General features: G+C 34.8%; 18 protein-coding genes and 2 pseudogenes. 3 read left to right on the top strand and 17 right to left on the bottom strand.

Annotated features, from left to right (window positions below):
* The first annotated feature begins 358 nt into the window (after window positions 1–358).
* Window positions 359–574 carry a hypothetical protein gene (locus BN986_RS26195; protein WP_187378551.1) on the top strand — a complete coding sequence of 72 codons (216 nt, stop codon included), beginning with the start codon at window positions 359–361 and terminating at the stop codon, window positions 572–574.
* Between the two features lie 199 nt (window positions 575–773).
* On the opposite strand, the gene BN986_RS12905 is transcribed toward BN986_RS26195, so the two are convergent.
* From BN986_RS12905 to BN986_RS12860, 11 genes and pseudogenes are all read right to left on the bottom strand, one after another.
* Window positions 774–2,174: a Glu/Leu/Phe/Val family dehydrogenase gene (locus BN986_RS12905; RefSeq protein WP_040980552.1), complete on the bottom strand. Its 1,401-nt coding sequence runs from the start codon at window positions 2,172–2,174 to the stop codon at window positions 774–776.
* A gap of 747 nt (window positions 2,175–2,921) precedes the next feature.
* A pseudogene (gene aroA, locus BN986_RS12900) lies at window positions 2,922–3,407 on the bottom strand (chorismate mutase); the annotation flags it as partial.
* Window positions 3,408–3,695: 288 nt separating this feature from the next.
* Complete coding sequence (locus BN986_RS12895) at window positions 3,696–5,636, bottom strand: heavy metal translocating P-type ATPase (RefSeq protein WP_040980550.1); 1,941 nt, start codon at window positions 5,634–5,636, stop codon at window positions 3,696–3,698.
* Between the two features lie 207 nt (window positions 5,637–5,843).
* On the bottom strand, window positions 5,844–5,933 hold the full coding sequence (locus tag BN986_RS27655) for an ArsR family transcriptional regulator (protein WP_226894912.1): 90 nt from the start codon (window positions 5,931–5,933) through the stop codon (window positions 5,844–5,846).
* Window positions 5,934–6,154: 221 nt separating this feature from the next.
* Window positions 6,155–7,576, bottom strand: a complete 1,422-nt coding sequence (gene lpdA / locus BN986_RS12890) for a dihydrolipoyl dehydrogenase (protein WP_040980548.1) — start codon at window positions 7,574–7,576, stop codon at window positions 6,155–6,157.
* Between the two features lie 43 nt (window positions 7,577–7,619).
* Window positions 7,620–8,416, bottom strand: a pseudogene (zupT, locus tag BN986_RS12885) (zinc transporter ZupT).
* Window positions 8,417–8,641: 225 nt separating this feature from the next.
* Entirely contained in the window at window positions 8,642–9,826 is a 1,185-nt protein-coding gene (locus tag BN986_RS12880) for a trans-sulfuration enzyme family protein (RefSeq protein WP_040980546.1), read from the bottom strand.
* Window positions 9,827–9,974: 148 nt separating this feature from the next.
* Window positions 9,975–10,298: an ArsR/SmtB family transcription factor gene (locus BN986_RS12875; protein WP_040980544.1), complete on the bottom strand. Its 324-nt coding sequence runs from the start codon at window positions 10,296–10,298 to the stop codon at window positions 9,975–9,977.
* A gap of 294 nt (window positions 10,299–10,592) precedes the next feature.
* Window positions 10,593–10,919 carry a metal-sensitive transcriptional regulator gene (locus BN986_RS12870; RefSeq protein ID WP_052400769.1) on the bottom strand — a complete coding sequence of 109 codons (327 nt, stop codon included), beginning with the start codon at window positions 10,917–10,919 and terminating at the stop codon, window positions 10,593–10,595.
* 161 nt (window positions 10,920–11,080) lie between these two features.
* Complete coding sequence (locus BN986_RS12865; RefSeq protein WP_040980543.1) at window positions 11,081–12,739, bottom strand: CoA-disulfide reductase; 1,659 nt, start codon at window positions 12,737–12,739, stop codon at window positions 11,081–11,083.
* A 191-nt stretch (window positions 12,740–12,930) separates the two neighbouring features.
* Complete coding sequence (locus BN986_RS12860; protein WP_040980540.1) at window positions 12,931–14,376, bottom strand: MATE family efflux transporter; 1,446 nt, start codon at window positions 14,374–14,376, stop codon at window positions 12,931–12,933.
* A gap of 247 nt (window positions 14,377–14,623) precedes the next feature.
* On the opposite strand from BN986_RS12860, the gene BN986_RS12855 reads away from it, so the two are divergent.
* Together BN986_RS12855 and BN986_RS26720 are read left to right on the top strand one after the other, a co-directional pair.
* Window positions 14,624–15,136: a CueP family metal-binding protein gene (locus BN986_RS12855; protein WP_040980538.1), complete on the top strand. Its 513-nt coding sequence runs from the start codon at window positions 14,624–14,626 to the stop codon at window positions 15,134–15,136.
* 210 nt (window positions 15,137–15,346) lie between these two features.
* On the top strand, window positions 15,347–15,481 hold the full coding sequence (locus tag BN986_RS26720; protein WP_316244925.1) for a four-helix bundle copper-binding protein: 135 nt from the start codon (window positions 15,347–15,349) through the stop codon (window positions 15,479–15,481).
* A 109-nt stretch (window positions 15,482–15,590) separates the two neighbouring features.
* Here the strand turns inward: BN986_RS26720 and BN986_RS12850 are convergent, their stop codons facing one another.
* The 6 genes from BN986_RS12850 to BN986_RS12825 form a co-directional block, all read right to left on the bottom strand.
* A complete protein-coding gene (locus BN986_RS12850) occupies window positions 15,591–16,487 on the bottom strand; it encodes a plastocyanin/azurin family copper-binding protein (protein WP_040980537.1) in 897 nt (298 codons plus the stop codon).
* A 373-nt stretch (window positions 16,488–16,860) separates the two neighbouring features.
* A complete protein-coding gene (locus tag BN986_RS12845; RefSeq protein WP_040980535.1) occupies window positions 16,861–18,435 on the bottom strand; it encodes a multicopper oxidase family protein in 1,575 nt (524 codons plus the stop codon).
* Window positions 18,436–19,145: 710 nt separating this feature from the next.
* Window positions 19,146–21,314, bottom strand: coding sequence for a copper-translocating P-type ATPase (locus BN986_RS12840; RefSeq protein ID WP_040980533.1), 2,169 nt, complete (start codon window positions 21,312–21,314; stop codon window positions 19,146–19,148).
* Window positions 21,315–21,413: 99 nt separating this feature from the next.
* Window positions 21,414–22,088, bottom strand: a complete 675-nt coding sequence (locus BN986_RS12835) for a response regulator transcription factor (protein ID WP_040980531.1) — start codon at window positions 22,086–22,088, stop codon at window positions 21,414–21,416.
* Window positions 22,081–23,469 (bottom strand): ATP-binding protein, encoded by a 1,389-nt coding sequence (locus tag BN986_RS12830; protein WP_040980529.1) that lies wholly within the window; start codon window positions 23,467–23,469, stop codon window positions 22,081–22,083. The genes BN986_RS12835 and BN986_RS12830 overlap by 8 nt, the downstream gene beginning before the upstream one ends.
* A 9-nt stretch (window positions 23,470–23,478) precedes the next feature.
* On the bottom strand, window positions 23,479–24,210 hold the full coding sequence (locus BN986_RS12825) for a cytochrome c biogenesis CcdA family protein (RefSeq protein WP_040980527.1): 732 nt from the start codon (window positions 24,208–24,210) through the stop codon (window positions 23,479–23,481).
* Window positions 24,211–24,303 lie beyond the last annotated feature (93 nt).

The following is a 24,303-nucleotide window of genomic DNA, read 5'->3' as shown; positions in this document are numbered from 1 at the left end:
TCTAAAAATAGACGTTCAAAATGAGCGTCTATTTTTTACTTTAGATTATGTGAAAAGACTTTCATAAAGGATATGTTCGAGGAAATGAAATACAAGAAGAAAAATTGAAATCATGTCATGATATTAAAAGTGTGATACTGTCATACTTTATATTGGTTAGAACAAGTAAAACAGCATTATCCCCCCACTTCTAACATGGAGGTAGAAAAACACTAGAAACAGTTCCAAAAGTGCCTTAAAGCCTGTAGGCACAATGGTTTGAACCGTGTTACAAAGATGTCAGATTTTTATCTCTAGTTGACATCTTGTTTAATTAAGAGAAATGTACATGAATCAAGCACTTTAGTATTAAGAATTAATGGGACAACACCCTAGCATACAGGTGCTTTATGATCTTGTATCGTTACTAAATGTATCTGTTGATGAATTTTTCTTACCTCCTTCTGATATGAAGAAAAGACCCAGAAGAAGGCAATTAGAAAAACAACTTGATAGTTTAACAGATCGAGACCTTATTATTATAGAAAGTGTTGCTGATGGAATCATCAAGTCCAAGAATGTTACGGAAAACTAACCCCTACTTTTAGCTCAAATGGTGACATCCCTTTGGAGTTTTAAGATATACCAATTTGGAGTGAGTTTTGCATAGGGTTTGTATTCCTTTATACAATATCTAATGTATTGTAAAATTTCTCATCTTTTATGGCTGTTTGTATAATGTTTGATAAATAGTCTCTTACTTTTTTTATATAATCTTTAATCGCCATTAGAATTTAATAGAGCTTCCCTTGTCGATATAGTAAGGTAGTTAGCCTTTCCAAAGCTAATAAATAACAGGTATACCTCATCGTATGCTCATTAGAAAAGAAGTAGGTATCAAATACATCTTGGAATGTATTTGTCATTTTTAGAGACATGTTAGAAATGATTTCTTCCTCTGTAAAGTTGTGTACAGCTTGAGTTTGCTTCCATTCTAAATAGGAGACAATTACTCCGCCAGCATTGGCGAGGATGTCTGGTATGATAATTGTCCCTTGTGCTTCTAGGTAGTTATCGGCTTCCGTTGAAATGGGGGCATTGGCTCCTTCTACTAAGATAGAAGCTTTTACTTGCTCCATATTGTTTTTATGAATCTGTCCCTCAATTGCAGCCAGCACTAAAATATCACAATCAAGAGTAAGTACATCTACAGCTGAAAGAATCGTTGCCTTTATTCCTGCTTGTTTTAGTTCTGCTGCTTTTTTAGGTAGGTCACCATGATTTTGTTTGGTAAAGGTAACTAAAGATTCAATATCTAAACCATCTGGTTGATATAAGGTAACCGCATGATCCCCTACGGCTACGACCGAGTATTTATTCTTATCATATTGGTGCGTTTCTTGAGCAACGACATTCCCAACGTTACCAAAGCCTTGGATAGCTATACGGGTACTTTTTCCCTTCTTGTTTTTTTGGTGGAGAGCTTGAAGTCTTTGCCATTGTTTCTTGCGAGGGATGGAGTCATTCTTGTTATACTGTTTAGACCAATCATCGATTAACCAAGAATAACTTAGAAACACACCTCTTCCTGTTGATTCACGCCTACCTTTAACCCCACCATTAGCGACACTTTTGCCAGTGAAAGAGCCCACATAAGCCTTTCCAGGATTGATAGTTTTGTACTCCCCAACCATCCAGTCAATTACTTGTTCATTGGTTCCCAAATCAGGGGCAGGTATATCCTGATTTGGACCAATATCACGAGCTAAATTCTGCACATATTTTTTACTGATAAGATTCAGTTCTCTTTCTGATACCGAGCGAGGATTGATATGTACACCGCCTTTTGCACCACCAAAAGGCAGCCAGTGCAGGGCATTTTTTAAGGTCATTAAAATAGCTAAATTCTCTACTTCTTCTTCTGTTACCCCTTCACTAAATCGAATACCGCCTTTATAATAACCGCTGATATTGTTATGTTGTACTCGATAAGCGGGAATACGGACAATACCGTTTTTCTCTGTAGAAATTCTAATGTAGCATTTGATGATTTTGTCGGTTGTTTTGATGATTTCCTTTGCAGATCGACAGACGGTTTTTCTCTTTTCTGGATAGGAAATCCCTAAGAAATTATCCTGATGACTGAAGCTGTTCATAACCTTTTCTATTAATGCCTGTGTTTCTTTTCGTTTCATGAAATTTCTCCTAACATAATGAAATTTAGACTTATTCTGGTTCTTCTCCAAAATCAATAGTTGACTTGATGAATATTTTTCCTCTGGTAGTTTAATCTATTTGCATATTGACTGATAATACCAACCACTGATTTTGGTATTACCCCTTATTTCCACACTATATTTCTTTCAAGAAAAATAGTGTGGAAAAGAAACTGTCCATCTAAAAGATAACTATAAGTCAATGAAATAACTTCTTAAACTTGGAAACCAATCCTTTCCTTATCTTGGACAGACAAGAACGGAAATCTGGTTCATCATGTTCAGCAGGTAATCTCTCAGGACCCAGAGGCTGCTTATGTGCTCATAATGGATCAATTAAATACCCATAAGTCCAAATCATTGGTTCGCTTTGTGGCTGAGCAATGCGAGATTCCATAATCAACCCTTGGTGAGAAAGGCAAGTCAGGTGTGCTAAAATCTATGGCAACCCTCCGCCTTCTTAGCTAATCCTGAGCATCGCATTCAGATCGTCTATACATCAAAATACTGTTCATGACTCAATCAAATTGAATGCTGGTTTAGCATACTTTCTCGTCGTTTGCTTAATGTCAGATCCAGCTTCAAATCTGTTCAGCAATTGGAAACTAAAACAAAAACAATTTATTGAGTACTATAATCAATATTTGGCAAAATCGTTCCATCGGACCTTCGAAGGTAAAATTTCACAAATGTAAAGGTGGGGCTGTTAATTCAGACAGGCTGCGTTAGTTTCTTCAAAATTTCCAGTCCTTCAATTCCAAGACCCTGGAAATCATATGGAGAAGTTCTTGGTTTAAATGCATCGCCACGAAGCAGCTTTAACCCTTTTTCCTTTACAGAAGCCGCCACCTGTTCATACCCTTCTACTGCACAAGGATCGAATACATAACTGATTCCGCCATTGCCGCCTTTTTCACCTTTAAGATTAACTACCGTACTTTCAGGCTGTTTCTTTCTGGATACTAAGACTAAGAGCGCTTTGCTATTATCTTCTTGAAGTTCAAGGCTCGCCTTAAAGATTTCTTTGAAAATATGTTCAATTGTTGAGTCTTGAAAAGGACCATTATTATTTTTAATATTATCTAGCATTTCACGTTCGCGTACCGGGTCAAAACGTTTGATACTTTGTTTTGTTTTTAACTTACCAATTTCTTGTACAATGTTTGCCCGTTGATTAATTAAATCTAATATTTGCAGATTAACCTTATCCATTTGCTGTCTTAACTAATCCATTTCATTACTCATTTTACACCCTCCTCAAATCTCTCTTTATCAGTTTAATCATTTAGAATAATTAGAGACAATTATAGGTTTCAGATAGTATTTTCTTTGCTTATAAACTTTCCACCATATGAATGATTTTTGCTAGTTTTATATTCGTAGTCAATTGAATCACTTCATTTTTAATCGAACCATTTGTATTCAAGAGATATACAGTTTCGGGGTTTTATGACAAGCTTTTCTTCTGACTAATTTATATTTCTATTCAGAACTAATTAATTAGTTCTGAATAGAAAATCTTTCAGTATTATTCTTTGAACGTAGCAAGCGGAGACCATTTAATATGACCACTAAAGTACTGCCTTCATGAATAATTACACTGATTGCGATATCTGTTAAACCTAAGAAACTTACTGTGACTAAAAAAGCAACAACTGACATAGAAAAGATAATGTTTTGCCAAATGACACGATTCATTTTTTTAGAAATGCTGTGTGCATCTAATAATTTTGATAGATCATTTTTCATTAAAGTTAAGTCAGATACTTCTACTGCAACATCGGTGCCATCACCCATTGCAATACCAACATCAGCATTTACAAGAGCCGGTGCATCATTAACTCCGTCCCCAACCATACCAACAACACCGTATTTCTTTTTCTGCTCATTAATAATATTCGCCTTATCATCGGGCATTACGTTAGCAATGACTTCATCAATACCTAGTTCTTTTGCAACGGCTTTCCCCGTCATTTCAGAGTCACCTGTAATTAGAGTAGTGTGTATATGACGGTTCCTAAAGTAATCAATAGTTGTTTTCGCTTCTTTATTTGGTATATCCATTAAAGCAATAATCCCAATCACTGTTTCATTTTCAGCCACGTATATCACTGTTTTCCCCTCAGATGACCACTCATTATTTAAATGTGTGAATTCATCTGAAACATCACTGAAAGAGGTCGGTTTCCCTATACGGTAATTATTTTGATTATAATCTCCTGTCAGTCCTTTACCAATCTGATTAGTGATATCAATATCTAATTTGTTTTTAGCGGTAAACTTTTTTAAAATAGCGTTAGCTAAAGGGTGGTTGGATTCCCTTTCTAAGGCCACTACAATATCAATCATGTGTGCTTCATCTACAGAATCTGTGAAGTAGTGATTGGTAACCTGCGGTTTTCCTTTTGTCAATGTCCCCGTTTTATCAAATGCAACGGCATCAATATCTGCAAGTTGTGAAAGATAAGAGGTCCCTTTCGAGAGTACGCCTCGCTTAGCAAGATTTGAAGTTGCGGACAGTGTAACTGATACAGTAGCTGCAGCAAGTGCACACGGTGCAGCTGCTACCAGTAACACAAGTCCTCTATAGGTACTTTCATACCAACTCCAGTCCAATAACATTGGAGCTAATACAATAAACAAAACAATCGCAACCAATGCAAAAGTCACATATTTTGGTTCGAATTTTTGAATAATACTTGCAGCCTTAGTTTGATTACTTTGGTTTTGATTTACAAGTTGTAAAATTTTTGAGAATACAGTATCTTTTTCTTCTTTTGTCACTTCCATAAAGAAAGTCCCTGTTCCGTTAATAGTACTACCAAATACTTCATCACCTGCGGATTTTTCTTTAGGTATACTCTCACCGTTGATTGAAGATTCATCAATAGCAGTGCTGCCAGATATAATTTTTCCATCAATAGGCACCTGATCACCATTTAATACTTGTAAACGATCACCAATTTTTAAATCACTGACTTCAACCATTGTAGTGTTCCCATTGTTATCAATTAATCGTGCTGTCGTTGGATTCATTTCGAGTAACTTCGTAATTTCTCTTTTACTTCTTCCTTCAGCATAATCTTCTAGAAAATGTGCACCAGAGAAAATGAGGATTAATAATGCACCTTCCCAAAACTCTCCTAATATGGATGCACCTAGTGCAGCTAGCCCCATAAGTATATGAGAATTTGGTGTGAATCTTCTCTTTCGTTTGGTATTTTCAATTGTCTCACCAATACCTTCAAGAACAACTACATGATATCCTGCAGTGATAGTCGCAGTTAAAAATAGAATATTTTGTAACAATGCATAATTATCACTTAGGAATAAAGCGATAATTGCTGCGGCCAAACCAATAAAATAGAGAACAACTGGTGCTTTTCCATGATCATGGTGATGATGACCGTGATCATGGTCGTGATCGTGGTTGTGTCCCATATTAATACCTCCTAATTTTATGTTTATATTAATATATATAAATATATTAATATAATGGATACGATTAATTAAAAATAAATAATTTTTCTCAATCTAAATGTTACACGCACAATGTGTCATTTATTTTAATATTCGCATAATACGTTCAACATTTCAGAAATAGAAAAGCATTGCTCCAGTGCAATAATATTTCACAAGCCAAAGTTTTTAAAATCGTAACTGATGTAATACGATGGGTTGCGTAATACTTAAGGTATCTGTAATTTCATTTACAGAATACTTTTTTTGAAGAATCAAATGCAGAGTTTTTTTAAAATGTTTGTGTCACAATAAATAATGTCTTTTGACCAATTTTCTCTAAAAATCTATTCTCAAATTCAAACTCAAACTCAAACTCTTCCAATGTTTTTACCACCTTCATTCATATTAATTATTTCAATATATGAGTATATTAACATATAAGCATTTAATTTACAAGGATTAATTTCTTAACATATATACTGTTCATTTCACTAATTTTACCTTTTATTTAACATATGGATAGCTTGACCCATTACACCCTCAGCCGCTTCCATCAAAGGTTCCGCCAAAGTTGGATGGGCATGGATAATCAAACTAAGATCTTCAGCTGTTGCTCCCGACTCAATAGCAATTACTGCTTCAGAAATAAGTGATGACGCTTCTGGTCCAACCATCTGTACTCCTAAGACCCTATTGGAGTCCTTTTCAGCTACAACCTGTACAAATCCATCAGCTTTAGAGATCGATAAAGCCCTTCCGTTTGCTTGGAATGAAAATCGACTAGTAACTGTTTCGTATCCTTGTTCATTTGCTTTTTTCTCCGTTAATCCCGTATAAGCCACTTCAGGATCACTAAAAATAACAAAGGGCATCGCTTGAAAATCAATTATACTCTTCTGCCCACATATTACTTCTGCCGCAACTTTGCCTTCATAACTAGCTTTATGAGCTAGAAGATATCCTCCAGCGCAATCACCAATCGCATACACGTAATCAATATTTGTTTGACACTTTTCATTTATTTTAATAAATCCATGCTGATCTAACTCCACTCCAATATTCTCTAATCCTAGATTCCCTGTATTTGGTTTTCTTCCTATAGAAACTAAGCAATAATCTCCAACAATCGTTTTATCCTCTCCCTCAATTTTCACTTGAACCTCTACTTCATCGCCGGTATTTTCTCCATCTTGTACTAAAGCGTTTGTTATAACTGTAACGCCTAGCTGTTTCAACTGTTTTTTAACCACATTCGTAAGCATGGAGTTGGTCCCTGGAAGAATAGTATCTGATCCTTCCAGAATGGTAACTTTAGCACCAAATTTAGCATAAGCAGTACCCAGCTCTAAACCTATATAGCCACCTCCGACTATAACTAAGTGTTTTGGTACTTCTTGCAACATTAAAGCCTCTGTTGATGAAATAATTCTCTTCTTATCAAATGGCATAGTTTTTAATTCAAATGGTGAAGACCCAGTTGCTAAAATTAAATCATTGTAAGAATAGTATAGCTGTTCTCCCTCTTTTGTTTTAACTCTTACAGTTTTAGATTCAGTAATATATGCTTCTCCACTAATAACTTCTACGCTATTACTTTTCAGTAGTGTATGAACTCCATTTGTAAGTTTATTTACAATAGCATCTTTCCATTTAATTACTTCAGGCATTGCTATGTCAACTTGACCTGAAACTTTAATCCCCATTGTATTGGCGTGTTGAATATGGTTTACTCGTTCAGACGCGCTAATCAGAGCTTTTGAGGGGATACATCCACGGTTAAGGCACACTCCTCCTAGTTCTGCTTTTTCAACTAATACCACATTTTTTCCAAGCTGCGCTGCACGTATAGCTGCAACATACCCTCCATAACCTGCACCAATTACTAATAAATCTCTTTCCTTTTTTACATTTGAATTCATTTCAGTTTCCTTCCTTTCTAATTTTGCTGAATGAAAATATAAATTAATCCATTAAAACTATGCTTACTGCCATAATCATCATTCCAGTAATTACACCATAAATAGAAAGATGTGCTCCGTCATACTTTTTCGCTGCTGGTAACAATTTATCAAGCGAAATAAATACCATAATACCAGCTACCACAGAAAAAATAATACCGAACAGAACATCATTTAGAAACGGCATTAATATCAATAATGCCACAGCTGCTCCAATTGGTTCTGTTAATCCTGACAAAAAAGAGAAAGAAAATGCTTTTCGTCTATTACTAGTTGCATAGTAAATCGGGACTGATACTGCAATTCCTTCAGGTATATTATGAATTGCAATAGCTACTGCAATCGCTAGTCCAATAGCTGGATCCTGTAGCGCAGAGATAAATGTTGCAATTCCCTCAGGAAAATTATGAATAGCTAAGGCCAAGGCTGTAAACACTCCCGTTTTCATTAATGCCAGGTCATTCAAAGTAGTTTCTTGTTTTCCGAATTTTTTTCTTCATTAGAATCAGTATGACCAGGTATCAATTTATCTATTAACATCATAAAAAACATCCCAATGAAAAAACCAGCAACCGTTAGCCAAGAACCTCCTGTTACACCAATAGATGTAGTTAATGCCTCATTTGCTTTGAATAAAATTTCAACCATTGATACGTAAATCATAACTCCAGCTGATAACCCTAAAGCAAGGGATAGAAATTTTGTATTTGTTGTTTTAACAAAAATAGCAAGTATACTTCCTATTCCTGTTGCAAGTCCTGCAAATAACGTTAATAAAAAAGCAAAAAACACATCGTTCATTGAAGCTCCTCCAAACTCCATCAAGTTAAAGCAAGTTTAATTTTATATAACAAAGCATCACTATACGAAAAACTTCTCTCAATTATGAGTGACACCTTAACTATCAGTTGCTATGGTCTATTTAAGAACAGCTTCGTATGAGTCAATAAATATTTAGCTAGTTAAATATCTTCATTCCATTCTTTCTCTGATCCACCTAGTATCTTAATTTATTGTTACTTATACTTAAATAGCAGATAATGCTTGGTTTAAATCTTTGATTATATCTTCTGCGTCTTCTAACCCTACTGATAGTCGAATTAAGCCTGCGGACAGTCCAAACTTAGGAAGCTCTTTTTCTGGAATTAACGAATGTGTCATCGAAGCAGGATGTTGAACAAGTGTCTCGGGATCTCCTAAACTGAATGAAATCATTGCGATATCTAGTGAATTAATAAATCTTTGCCCTGATTGGGCACCACCTTTAACCTCAAAAGAGACAATTCCTCCATCCCCCTTCATCTGTTTAATAGCTAAGTCATATTGTGAATGTGCTGCTAATCCTGGATAGTTCACTTTTTCTACCATAGGATGCGACTCTAAAAATTCAGCAATATTTTGAGCATTATCACAATGTTGTTTCATCCTAATACCTAATGTTTTTATACCTCGGAGAATTAGAAAGGAATCCCATGCATTTAAGTTTTGTCCCAAATCCCCCATTATATTTTTACGCATATTAGCAATCACTTCTTTTTTCGCACAAATTATCCCGGCAATAACATCGCCATGACCATTTAAATATTTAGTTGCACTATGAATCACTACATCCGCTCCAAATTCTATCGGCTTTTGTAAAAATGGAGTCATAAATGTATTATCTACAATTAGTGGAATACGATGGGCCTTTGAAATCTTTGATACTGCTTCTATATCTATTAAAGTTAACGTTGGATTGGATGGTGTCTCAATGAAAATAGCCTTTGTGTTTTCTTTTACACTATTTTCAATTGCTTCCAAATCTGTACAATCTATATAATCATATGAAATAGCATATCTTGATGCAATCGTTGATAAAAACTTATGTGTACCACCATAAATATCTTTCGTAACCACAACATGGTCACCCGAACGAAGAAAATTCATAAGAGAAATACTGATGGCAGCCATACCACTACTTACTCCTAACGCATCTTCTGAAGTTTCCAATGAAGCCACTTTTCTTTCTAATGTTCTTGTCGTCGGATTCCCGTATCTGCCGTAATATACGTTTTCTGCCTCACCACTTACAACTTTAGCTGCTTCTTCTATATTTTCAAAATAATAACCAACTGCTGGAACAATAGATTGAGATATTACACCTGTTTTTTGATCAGGATTTTGTTCTGCATGTATTGCCTGTGTATTAAAATTCCATCCATTAGTCATCATGATGTCCTCCCTCGATAAAAATAAGATCTTTAGTCAAGTTGATCCACATGTATTTTAAATATATTTGATTATATCTGTATCTTTAAAAATATGTTCATATAATCATATTAAGGATTAACTTCTTATTAACATAAATAAATAGTAAATGCTATCTATGATTTACATGATCTATCATTTGCTCTAAAATTAACATAACATGCTTATCATTATAAGAATAATAGAGTGTTCTTCCAGAACGACGGTATTTTACTAGAAATATACCCTTTAAAAATCGTAATTGATGAGATATGGTTGATTGTTGAATACCTAGAATTTCAGCCATCTCATTTACAGAGCACTCTTTATTTAAGAGCAAATGAAGAATGCGTATTCTCGTCGAATTACCTAATGCTTTAAACGTTTGTGACACGGTTAATAGCGTTTTGCTGTCTAAATGTTGAGTTCCATTATTCTTTAATTCGAACTCCTTCACTTAATCCCTCCTTTCATTTTTGTAGAACAAACATCACTATATGTATATATAAACATATAATCATTTAAATTACAAACCAAAACTCTTCTATTCATTTCATTTTCTTAAAACTTTCAAGCATATACAATTACATATCAATATATTCTAAATAAAAACAGTAAGTGAATGCGAATTTTTACCATTCACTTACTGTTTCTATAGTTTATTTATTTTTTACATTCAAATTTGAATGAAGGCAAATCATATACCCTGTTGTGTTCTTATAAGTAAAATTGTTAACTAATATCACATCAACTACTTTGAGTATTGATTAATAACTGCTAACAATTCATCAATAACTTCCTCCTCATTACCATTTTTAACGGAGTGAGTCATACATGTTTTTGCATGTCGTTCCATCACAGAAAATCCCACTTTCTTTAAAGCTGACTGTACAGCTGATAACTGAATAAGAATATCCATACAGTAACGGTCATTTTCAACCATATTTTGAAGTCCTCTAACTTGCCCCTCAACACGTTTTAAACGATTAATTACACGTTCCTTTTCTTTATCTGTCCGTGGTTCCATTGCCTTTTTTTCTTCACTTACATTTTGTATTATTTCTTTTGATTTCACCATAGTAATCGCTCCTTTAATTCATATTTATATATTATTATCTCGCATTCGGATATCATTACTCAAAGTTTTTAGAAAGGTTTGAGTTGATAGCCCCATGAAAACTCTAATATTAACTATCCTCCACCTAGCTGTTTCATACCAGTTAGGCTATTTCACCTTTATCATTTTTGCTTACTCCAAAAAACAGAGGAATATGTCTTCCAACCACCATCTACATTTTTCACTTCAAATCCGTTATTTTTTAGAATACGACTAGCCAAATACCCTCTTAAGCCAACTTGACAACTTACATAAATCGTCTGATCTTTTGGTATGTTATCAAGAGAATTTCTAAGCTCATTTAGCGGAATATTAATAGAGCCTTTTATATATCCTGATTCACGTTCCGCTGAGTTACGAACATCAATCAAAAATCCCCCATCAGCAACAATCTGATCTACTTCATGCCACTGGATATGTTCCAACTCTCCATCCATAATATTCGCAGCAACATATCCCGCCATATTTACCGGATCTTTTGCTGATGAATAAGGTGGTGCATAGGACAGCTCTAAATTTGTTAAATCTTCTACGGTTAGCCCACCTTTTATAGCTGTAGCGATAACATCCATCCGTTTATCCACACCATCTTCTCCAACAGTCTGAGCACCAAAGATTTTTCCTGTTTCTTTATCAAAAAGTAACTTTAAAGAAATTGGTACAGCTTCCGGATAATAATTAGCATGAGAGCTTGGATGAACATGGACCACTTCGTAGGGAATGCCTAGCCGTTTAAGTGTTTTTTCATTATTTCCTGTGGATGCAACGGTCAAATCAAACACCTTTGCAATGGATGTACCTACTGTCCCTTGATATTTCTCTTTTTTACCCATTATATTGTTAGCCGCGATCCGGCCTTGACGATTGGCCGGTCCAGCAAGTGGAATCATTGTCTTTGTCCCTGTGGTATAGTCTTCTACTTCTACTGCATCCCCAACCGCATAAATATGTTCATTGGACGTTTGCAGATATTTATTTACAATAATTCCCCCACGCTGTCCTAAGACAAGTCCTGCTGATTTCGCCAGTTCATTTTCCGGCACAACTCCGATAGAAAGAATCGTCATATCTGTTTGAAGTTCCATTCCGTCAGAAAGAATAATCTTCTTTCCTTCCTCTGCAAATGATTGAACACCATTTTCAAGAATCAATTGAATCCCTTTTTCTCTTAAATGAGTGTGTAGAATAGCTGCCATCTCCATATCAATCGGTGCCATGATTTGATTGGCCATTTCAACAAGGGTCACCTCTATCCCTCTGCTTGCAAGATTCTCCGCCATCTCAACACCGATAAATCCGCCGCCAACAATGACAGCTTTTTGTGGCAGGTGATAATCCGCATAATGTTTGATCGCATCGGTGTCAGGAATATTTCTTAATGTAAACAACGAATTATTTTCCTTTAACCCTGGTATAGCAGGTACAATCGGTTTTGCTCCCGGTGATAACAATAATTTATCATAGGGTTCTTTGTATGTTTCTCCACTTTTTAAGTTATTAACTGTCACCTGTTTTTTATCTGTGTCGATATTCACTACTTCACTCAAATTTCGTATGTCAAGATTAAATCGTTCCGACATACTCTCTACTGTTTGTACTAATAATTTATTGCGATCCTTAATTGTTTCTCCGATATAGTAAGGCAGTCCACAGTTCGCAAATGAAATATGTTCTCCTCTTTCGAAAAGCACAATTTCTATTTCTTCACTTATTCTTCTTAACCTTGCAGCGGCTGTTGCACCACCTGCTACACCGCCTATGATAACGACTTTCTGTACCATATTATTTCCCTCCCAAGTCATTTAATTTACCTAAATCTGAACTTTAATCAGTCCTTCATCAGTTATAAATTTTCCCTTTAAAAATATATTTTAAAATAACTAACTTGCTTTTCGTTACAATAATATCATCTCTTCTTGACATTTCTCCTAAACCAAAACTATAGGAGAAATGGTCATTATGAAATGAAGTTTTAATAATTATTAACACATTCATTCATATTAGGTTGTTTTGTCTTTGGATGACATTGACATTCTACTTTATCTTTAAATGACATCTTCTTTTCAGATTTAATCCATTTGTCTTTTTCCATTCTGTACCACATAACAATAGCACGTATCACGATGTCAATACCAATTGCTACCCATACTCCAGCTATTCCTAATTCCATTTGAATTGCTAAGAGATATACAAAAAGTGTTCGGATCAGCCACATCCCAATCGTTGTTAAATACATAGGATATTTTGTATTTCTAGCACCTTGATATGCTCCTGTAAGAATAAGCAATATCGCTAGAAAAGGCTGGAATAATGCTGCTATTTTTAATGCAATGCCTATTTCAGATACAACTACCGGATCTTCACTGAAAAAACCGCCTATCCATTCTCCAAGAATAAATAATAATACTCCCATGAAAATCATAAATACAGCTGATAGTATGGAGATTAATTTTGCATAACTTTTAGCTTCTTCATAGTTACCTGCTCCTACTTGTTTACCTACAATAATAGTTGCGGCAGCAGCAAAACCATAAGCAATCATATAAGAAAATGTCTCGATATTCCCTGCTATTTGATGTGCTGCAAATGTACTTGTACCTAATGCAACAATAAAGCCAAAATACACGACCTGTCCTATTCTCATCGCCAAACGTTCACCTGCTGCCGGAGCTCCTAAACCTAAAAGTTCTTTTTGATATGACTTATCATATCTCCACCACTTCTTATGAAACATAATCTGTTTGTTTTTCCGAATATATTGAATAAGCACAAATGTACCCACCAGACGTGCAATTACTCCAGCTAATCCAGCTCCTACGATACCAAGTGCGGGTATAAAAAAGAAGCCAAAGATAAGGACATAATCCAAAATAATGTTGACAATATTTGCAATAATAACTGCTTTCATTGGTGATTTTGTATCTCCAACTCCCCTTAAAATACTACTCATCACAAACATATATGCCATGAGTATAGAAGGAACAGCAACAATTCTAAAGTATACAACGCCAATCTCCAATACCTGTTGTTCAACCCCAAGAAGACTTAGTAGGGGTTCTGCAAAAATTAGAGTCAACAGCCCTGTCAGTACACCTATGATGGAGGCTAAAATAACTCCCTGCTGTGCCACTTTTGAAGCACGTTCATAGTCATTTGCACCTGTTGCATTAGCCATTAACACATTAACACCAACACCTATTGCCATAAAAATCGCAAAATAAATTGCCAGTATAGCGTTCGTTACCCCCACCGCAGATACTTCATCTAGCCCAATTTGAGCAACGAAAAATGTATCAGCAAATCCTAGCATCGTCTGAAAGAAATTCTCTATCACTGCTGGAACTGCCAATATGATAATAACTTTTAACTTTTCACTGGTACTTAACCCTTTCTTTAATGTTTGATCTGCAACACTCATCAATTATCCCTCCATTCCACCTAATTCCAAGAGCTTTTCATCAATTTCCTCAACAACATAATATCATACCCCCGTACAGTATTCAATAAGAATAATTTTACAGAAAATAATTTTGCATTACTTTCATTTCTCACTGTACCCAACGTTGAATTTTTAATAATTTTAACAATTCTATGAAGATGAACTTTCTATTCAATTTTGATGTTATAATAATTATATATATTTTGTATGATAAGGAGTTGTCTATTTGAAAAATAGAATAGTGTTTGTTTGTGTTTTTCTTTTGGTTATTTTAGCAGCTTGCAGCGGTAATACTGATCAATCAACTGAAGCAGATATTAAATCATTAATACACGATTACAGCACAGATCAAATAAGTGCTACCTCTGCCTTTGTCGATACTAGCCAATTAGTAGTTGAAAAAGATAATAAAGAAGTCCACTATGATTTACCTGATGATGAGTTTTATGTATCGATCGCTCCCTTTATCAATGAAACACATCCATGTACATTTCACAGTCTTACAGGATGTCAAGGTGAATTAGTGAATACTCCATTTGATGTTTACATCGAAGATACCGATGGAAATGTGCTTATCGATGACACAATTGAATCATTTGACAATGGTTTTATTGATCTATGGCTACCAAGAGATCAAAAATTTAAAGCAATTATTACTTTAGATGACAAACAGGTAGAATCAACCATATCTACATTCGAGGATGACCCAACTTGTATTACGACAATGCAACTTATTTAAATGACAAGGCATTTGATTGAAAGCATTTGTTGTTGAGTGAAATTTAAAGTTCCTTACTTTAGACAGTTCAAACCCGCATTCTTCCATTGAAAAATGCGGGTCATTAATAAAATAGTGCTTTATTTTTCCTCTATCACAACCGTTTGAGACAAAAACACGTAATAATAAAGCGTTTGACTAAGTTCCATTTCTCATAATAGTGCCCGATAGTTGAAGAACCAATTTTTATTGTATGATTCTTACACGCGTGCAACAGCATGCGAAAAATTCAAAGATCCCCATTGTCAAGAATGTGCAGCTTTTTGTCGTTCTTGTGCGAATGCATGCAGACAGATGGATTCATAAGATTCAATGGTAAAGTTTTGGCCGGTGGTCAGAACTTTTTACATTATAAAATAAACTCTATATAAATTAAGAGGAAAGATAAAAAGTTGAAACTGTTGGCATGACTTTTTTATGGGATTATATCTATCATTCCTGTCATCCCAGATTCTTCATGCCCAGGGAGTGTACAGATATAACGGTATGTTCCTGGAGTGTTTGTAGTAAATGAAACTTCCTTTCTTTCTCCTGGATAAGTGTGCAAATGTATTTGATTATTTGTATGTGTGTGATTATTTGAAGAAGGTTGCTCCTCAATTTCTGCTTCCATTCCTATAATTTCCAAATCATGTTCTGTTTCTCCTGTATTTTCCAAAATGATCGTAGCCATTTCACCAGCCTTTATTTCTATATCGCTTGGTAAAAAAGTATATTCCTCAGCTTGTACAACGAAGTTATTCGTTCTTCTCATACCGTGTTGATGGTTATCGTTATTGAGTGAATCTGCAGAGGGAATCAATGTCCCCATCTGATTATACCCGACAATAAAAACCACAAATAATACAATCATGACGACAGGGTGACTGACCATTGACTTGCTTTTTATAAATTCCTGTTGCATCATTTGATACAAAATTATCACAATTCCAATGAATAACAAAAACATGACTTTTATTAAAGTTTCCTGGTGTTCTGGGGCAATCATATCCCCAAGCATTGCACCCATCATCCCACCCATCAATCCTGCTAATATTCCGTCTAAAACTGCCATCAGTCCAATTGGTAAACCTGCTACGAAACCAACAGAGATCCCAATTATAATAGCCCATAAAGTGGAAGAAAATAGATCTTCTGAGAGTAACACGCCTATTATTACCCCTATAGTTAACCCAACAACCATACCAAGTACCATTGAAATCATCATCCCAGTCATAACCGTTATTTTGTTCCGATGGTTGATGATATTCCATATAATCCATATGGTTAAAATAAAAATACCTATTACTGTAACATATAACGAAATCGGCATTCTACAATTCTCCTTTTTGGATCTTGTCCTAATGGTTCATTATATGATGGTAAGTAACCGCCCATTCCTTGGAAATCATTATTATTAATGTAACATTGTTTTTAAATTACTATTTAATGCATATCTTCTTCATTCATTGTAGACTGGTGATAAAAAGTGATGGGAACTATAGATAATAAGTATTTATATCATTATTTTCATATAAATTACTTACTTAACTACATGTTCAGATCAATCTGCAGATTTAGGATCTGAAAAAAATGATTAGAGTTTATCTTTTTACAAACAAAAGTGCAGAACAAGAAAATCCTGCATAACAATACAGGATTTTTAGTCACCACTTATAAATTCAACGCTATATTATAATCAGACTCTACTCTACCTTTACCTGTCCCATCATACCGTTATCTTCATGTTCAAGAATATGACAATGGAACATATACACGCCTTTATGCTTGAATTGTACAGCTATTTTAACTGTCTCATCTGGTTCAATAGAAATACTGTCTTTCCACCCTCGCTCGTTTTCTGGTGGTTCTTCTCCATTCCTAGAAAGTATTTTAAATTGAGCTCCGTGAATGTGGAATGGATGAATCATTCCGCCCATCATGTCAGGCTTATTGTAAATTTCCCATACTTCAGTGACCCCTTGCTCTTGTGTGAAATCAATTCTTTCCGGATCAAATTTCTTTCCATTTATCGTTACCATATCCATCATCCCAAAGAGTTCCACGTTTTTTGTTACTGGCAAGTTCATCTCTTCTTCTGTAATTGAAAAATCATTCATCTCTTCTGGAATACTGCTATCCTCTCCACTTTGATCAGAAACCTCAAATGGTAAAAGGATCGAACCGTCTTCCTCATTTATTAACGCCAACTCTTCTTCTGTGTTAAGCTGCGAAAAATCAATAACTATTTCCGCCCGTTCAGACGGGGTCAGTGTAATTTCATCTAAGGTCACAGGTTCATTCAAGAAACCTCCATCTGTTGCAACTTGCGCGAAAGAATCCCCTGTATTCAATTTAAAAGTGTAATTCCTCGCATTAGATCCATTTAAGAGACGAAGACGAACCTTTTCTTTTTCTACCGTCAACTTCGGATTTAACGTTCCATTTACCAATGACGTATCACCGATTGTTCCATCATCATTCATTGCAGCACTGTAATTCAATTGTTTCTTATCATCAAATGTTTTATCTTGGAAAATTAACGGAATATCATTCTCTCCATATTCATCTGGCAATTCGAGACTCTTTGCATTGTCATCCTGGATATAAATCAACCCTGCAAGTCCATTATAAACTTGTTCAGAGGTTTTCCCATGCGGATGAGGATGAAACCATAACGTCGACGCTTCCTGTGTCACTTCAAATTCGATCATCCTTTCTTCTCCAGGCTTTAGAGAATTATTTGGTCCACCATCTACTTCTCCTGGTACTTCCAGGCCGTGCCAATGAAAAGTTGTCTCCTCATCCAGCTCATTAATCATTCTAATTTTTACCGTATCCCCTTTTTCAAATTTTAGCATTGGGCCTAAAAAGGACCCATTGTACCCATACGTTTCCGTTTTAGTACCATCGAATATTTCAGTCTCTCCTTTTTGTGCTCGAACAGTGTATGCAACTTCTTCCTCATTATCGCTTTCAAGCACGGAAGGTATTTTCAATTCATTTTTCCCTGTTGAATCATTTAAACTTACTACCTCATCATGACTCATATGACCATCCTCCATTGCGTCACCATCCATAGTTGAATGATCCATAGAAGAATGATCCATTCCTTCTTGCATGGAATCAGACTCTTCTTCATCCATATTCATATTTTTATCTGCCTCTTGTTCTATATCTGATTTTTCTTCAGATGTTGATTCAAGATTTCCTGCACAAGCTGATAAAACAAGTACTGTAAATAAAGAACTCAAACTTATTAATAATAATTTTCTTTTCATATACCATAACTCCCATTAAGTGAACTTCTACATATTAATTCATCTTTAAAGGCAAACATTTACTAATAATTGACTATTAGCCAATTTACTTGATTCAAGAATTATATTTGATTATTGTTTCATCACTTAAATTACGATTATAGATGTTAGCTTTTCCCCTTTCATTAGATACTTGGTGCCAATTTATGTTAATGATTCATTATCCTTATGACGTAACTATATTTTAAAATTATCGAGAATTTATCAAGAAAAAGTTAATATTTGATGAATTACATAATTAAATATTATATAATCATAAAATATCTTAATGGAAAACCTTTTACAGTTTTACCCTCTTCACCTTTAATGAAAATCTTTAATCATATATGGACACCAAATATTATGCAAAACATAGATGTGCATTTCTTTATCTATTCCGGAAATCAACTAGAACGTTAAAAGTTATTAATAATCAAGCTTTTTCCCACACTACTTTAATCTTCCAACTAGAAAAAGCTGATTTTCACCTAACAGAAAACCAGCTTTTTCATTTAAATATTTAGACACTAAAATCATAGCTTAGATCTTAAACAGCTTCTTTCAAATTTTCCAATGAAACTTTTAAATCTTTAACATCTAAAGTTTTTCTTTACAGATTGAACTTTTTCCCGAGTATAATAATAGCATTATACTGTTATCACTTAACCTATATTTCATTTTCATACTAAATTTTAATCAATCTTCAACAATTGAGCATTAATGGCACAAATAATTGTACTTAGTGACATGACAGCAGCGCCAATAGCTGGTGTAATAACGATACCGACATTATATAATACACCTGCAGCTAGTGGGATGGCTATTACGTTGTAACCTGCTGCCCATCCTAAGTTTTGGATCATTTTTCTATAACTAGCTTTCGATAACTTCACTATATTTAAGATATCAATGGGGTTACTATTTACTAAAACAACATCCGCTGTTTCAATTGCAACGTCTGTCCCAGCACCAATCGCAATACCCAAATCAGCTTCAGCTAAGGCGGGTGCGTCATTGATTCCGTCACCAATCATGGCAACCTTTTTGCCGCCTTCTTTCAGTTTTTTCACATTATCCGATTTATCATGTGGAAGAACCTCTGAAATAACTTGTGATAGTCCCAGTTTTTCCCCTACATAATTTGCAACGCGATTATTGTCACCTGTCATCATAACTGTTTCAATGCCACTATCTTTTAATTGCTTGATAACTTCATAAGAAGATTCACGAATGATATCCGCTAAAGCGATCATTCCTTGCAGTACATTATCTTTTAATACAAAAACAACTGTTTTTCCTTGTTGGGCTAGCTTTTCATACGTTTCTTCATCGAAATCTCTATTATTCGCTTTCATCGCTCCAGGGCTAATGACTGCGATTTCTGATCCTTCCACTTCAGCAGTTAATCCTTTACCAGTTAAGTTTCTATAATTCGATACATCGTATAGCTCTATATTGCGATCTTTTCCTTCCTTTACAATTCCTTTTGCAATTGGATGGTCGGATTGTGTCTCAACCGAATAAGCTAACTTCAATAATTCATCTTCTCTTACATTGTTACTTGGATGAATATCAGTAACCCCGAAGTTTCCTTCTGTAAGGGTACCTGTCTTATCGAATACAACCCGATCTAACTTTCGAGCATTTTCAAATGGGGTACGGTTACGAATCAACAATCCATTTTTAGCAGCAATAGATGTTGATCTTGAAGTAACTAAAGGCATAGCCAGACCTAGCGCATGTGGACAAGCTATAATCAGAACGGTAACCATTCTTTCTAGCGCAAATTCAAAATCACCTGTCGTACTCCAGTAAGCAATTGTAATGATTCCAGCAACCACCGCCACATAAAATAGCCATTTTGCTGCAATATCAGCAAACCCCTGTGCTTTTGATTTGGTATTTTCCGCCTCGCTTACTAATTGAATAACTTGGGATAAATACGTGTCATTTCCAGTTTTGTTAACCCTAATTTTTAATACACCTTCACCATTAACGGCTCCACCTATTGCCTTCATTCCAGGTCCTTTTTCTACAGGAACGGATTCCCCCGTTAACATAGATTCGTCGACGGTAGATTCTCCTTCAAAAATTTCCCCATCGATTGGTATTTTTTCACCTGATTTAACAAGGATCTCGTCACCAGGGTGCAATTCTTCAACAGACACTTCTACAATATTTCCGGACGCGTCAATTTTATGTGCCTCTTTTGGCATTAGTTTAATTAATTCTTCGAGTGCCTTTGAAGCACCCATTATGGATCTCATTTCTACCCAATGACCTAACAACATAATGACAATTAACGTAGCCACCTCAAAATAAAAGTCACTGCCATTAATGAAGAAGGCTGTTAAGGTACTATAAATATAGGCTGTTACAATAGCAAGTGAAATTAACAACATCATCCCTGGTGTTTTTGTTTTTATTTCATCCCATGCACCAAGTAAAAACGGTTTTCCACCATAGAAAAACACTATGGTGGAAAGTAAGAAAAGTAATATCGTATTACCCGTAAAGTTTACTTCATAGTTGAATAACATTTGAATCATCGGTGACAGATAAGTTATCGGTATCGCTAACACTAAAGATACCCAGAAACGCTTTTTAAAATCACCTATCATATGCTCATGATGACCGGCATGTCCTCCTCCATGTCCGTGTCCCGAATGGTCATGACTATTATGATTGTGATGCCCGTGGTGATCTTGGTTATGGTTTTCATGATTGTGATGCTCATGGTGATTTTGTTTATGGTTATCATGATCATGATGCTCATGGTTATGATGTTCGTGATTATGGTGCTTGTGCACATTGTGTTCACTATGGCTTTGTTTATTCTCCTTACTATCATGATTTGCCATGCTATCAATCCTCCTAATGAATAATCATATTACAATCTTTTTTATATAGTGTGCAATAGATAATCTTCTTATTACTAACACAACATACAAATTCCCCTTTCAAGGTTTATTAACCCACTTATATCCTATACCCCACACAGTTTTAAAATAGTCATCTATTGGAAATCCTGTGTGACGGATTTTTTCTCTCATATTCCGCACGTGGGAATCAACTGTCCTTCCTCCAGTTTCCGAATCAAACCCCCAAATCAAATCAATCAATTGCTCCCTGGCAAATACTTGATTCGGATTTTTCATAAAGTGTCCAATCATAATAAATTCTTTAGGAGTTACTTTAATTGGATTATTTTTATAGGTTAATTCAAAACGATCCTTATTCCAGATTAAACTATTTACTTCAACATAACTATTTGGTTCTCTTCTACGTAATATAGCTGACATCCTAGCCAGTAATTCTTCTTCATTAAATGGTTTTGTTATATAATCGTCTGCACCTAATCGCAACCCTTTTATAATATCTTCGTGTTGATCACGAGCAGTTAACATAATAATTGGAACATCAGAAATATGTCTAATTTCTTGGCACAATTCCCAGCCATTCATCTCAGGCATCATAATATCCAGTAAAACAATGTCAAATGTTTCTTGAATTACATAAGACAATGCTTCAGTAGCTCCCAGTGCTTCTTTACAAATATATTGATGAGGTTGTAAATACAATGCAATTAAATCTAACATCCGTTTTTCATCATCAACAATAAGAACCTTATGCATTCTGTCCCCTCCTTGCCAACTTAATGATAATACTTGTGCCTTGTCCTATTTCGCTTTTTGCTTCGATACTGCCACCATGTGATTCAACAATTTCTTTCGTAATTGCGAGACCAAGTCCGCTTCCACCACTTTGTCTTGAACGTGATTTTTCCACACGGTATAGTCGGTCAAATATATATGGCAGATTTTCTGCAGGAATTCCTTCTCCTTCATCCGTAGTTGTAATAATGATATGGTGATCCGTCTGCGTTACCTCTATTAAGATTTTTGAACCTTCTTTAGAATGCTTTTTGGCATTATCTAAAATATTTATTAATACTTGTTGGAAGCGTTCTGGATCAATAAAAGCTATCATTTCATCCGGGCAATTCACATGAAGTGATATATCTTTTTCGGCAAGTGCAGGGCGGATACGTTCAATTAATCTTTGAATAAGTTCACATAAATTTACCCGCTCACGTCTAATCATAAAATTATTTTGGTCTATTTTAGCTAATTCAAATAAGTTCTTAATTAATACAGTTAACTGCTCTGCTTCTTCTCGGATTATTTCAATATATTCTTTAACTTTTTCTTCAGATGTACCCTGGCGGCTAATGATATCTGCATATCCTTTAATATATGTTAACGGTGTCCTTAGCTCATGTGACACACTGGCCAAAAATTCATTTCTAGCCATCTTCAATTCTTTTAACTCTTGTGATAACTCTGTGATGGAATTAGCTAATTCACCTAATTCATCTTTCCTTTTGATATGTAGTGTTACATTATGTCTTCCTTTACTTAATTGTTCCGTCTTTTCTTTCATTTTAATTAATGGCTGTGTTATAAACCGTGACAAAATAAATATGGTGATAATTGTTAATAGCACAGTGATAAAACTTATTATCAAAAACTGATTACTGAGCTGATCAACTGTCCTTTTTACATAACCTGTGTCGGCAAACATAAACACATGCCCCTTATGTTCCTCATTTATTGTAATTGGACTATCCGTTACGATATAGTTTCTTTCATTCCACCTATCTTCAACAATTTTACCCTCTGTAGGTATTTCTTCATTATTAGTATGTTCTACCACATTCATCATTTCTTCTTTTACAGGATCAGATGAAATAATAATCTCACCATTCTCATCTGTAATGATAGCGATAAATTCAGAAGCTGATTCCATAATACCAACATGTTCTAATGTAGGTTGATCGAAATGATCTTCCAAAACATCACGATGTGTATTCCCACGTGCCAGCAAACTGTTCATAACCTCATCAATCCGATCATTTACTAGGTTCGTATATAAAATAAAAAACAAAAAAGATTCGATAAATAGAATAAACACAAAAAACAGTAATCCAATTTTAAAAGATAATTTATTAAACATACTGCACCTCTACAACCAATAAGTAAGTGTATCTAATACACCAAGAATCAAGAGTAACAAACCAGCAACCTTTTGTGTAACAGCCCCTACTTTTCTACTTCTTTTTAATATGGCACCACTTGCTCCAAAATACCAAATTAAAAATATAACAATCAATAGAGGAAGAGACGTACCAATTCCGAAGACTGCTGGAAGAATTGCTCCATATGAAGTAATCAACACAATTGGCATTAATGTTAACAGGAAGAGTACAAACATGGTTGGACAAAAAGCTAATGTAAAACTAACCCCCATTAAAAAGCTGCCTAAATAACTATCTTTAAGTACCTTTGTAGGAAAACGAAAAATACGCCATGTTTTCTTCCACCGAAATAATCCAATCATAAATAATCCAATTATAATTAGCATTGGCCCTATTGCTTTACGTATAATAGGTAGAATTTGTGACAGCGTGCTATATATCTCTCTACCCAACAGCCAAACAATAATCCCTAGTATAGAATAGACTACAATCTTTCCTAAGACAAATAACAATACATGCAACCATGGAACTTTATCAACTAGTGATTTATTGCCATAAATCGTAATTGCACTAATGTTACTTGTAAGCTGACAAGGTGCAAGCGCCCCGACAACTCCAAGAAAAAAGGCAAATAATAATGGTAAATGCTCCAAACCATTAGTGATTTCTATTATTGGTTCCATAAGTGTGTTACTTATTTGATTAAATAATTCAAACATCAAAATTCAACTCGCAGTATAATATATTTATTCCTTGACCTTGGATTGATCTTATCATTAACTTCTTGATTAATGTGTCTCTTCAGTAAATCT

Origin of the sequence: Oceanobacillus jeddahensis (assembly GCF_000750635.1) — a bacterium.
GTDB classification, from domain to species: Bacteria; Bacillota; Bacilli; order Bacillales; family Amphibacillaceae; genus Oceanobacillus; species Oceanobacillus jeddahense.
Note: the sequence above shows the minus strand (reverse complement) of the source record. Positions and strands in the feature narration are given on the sequence as shown.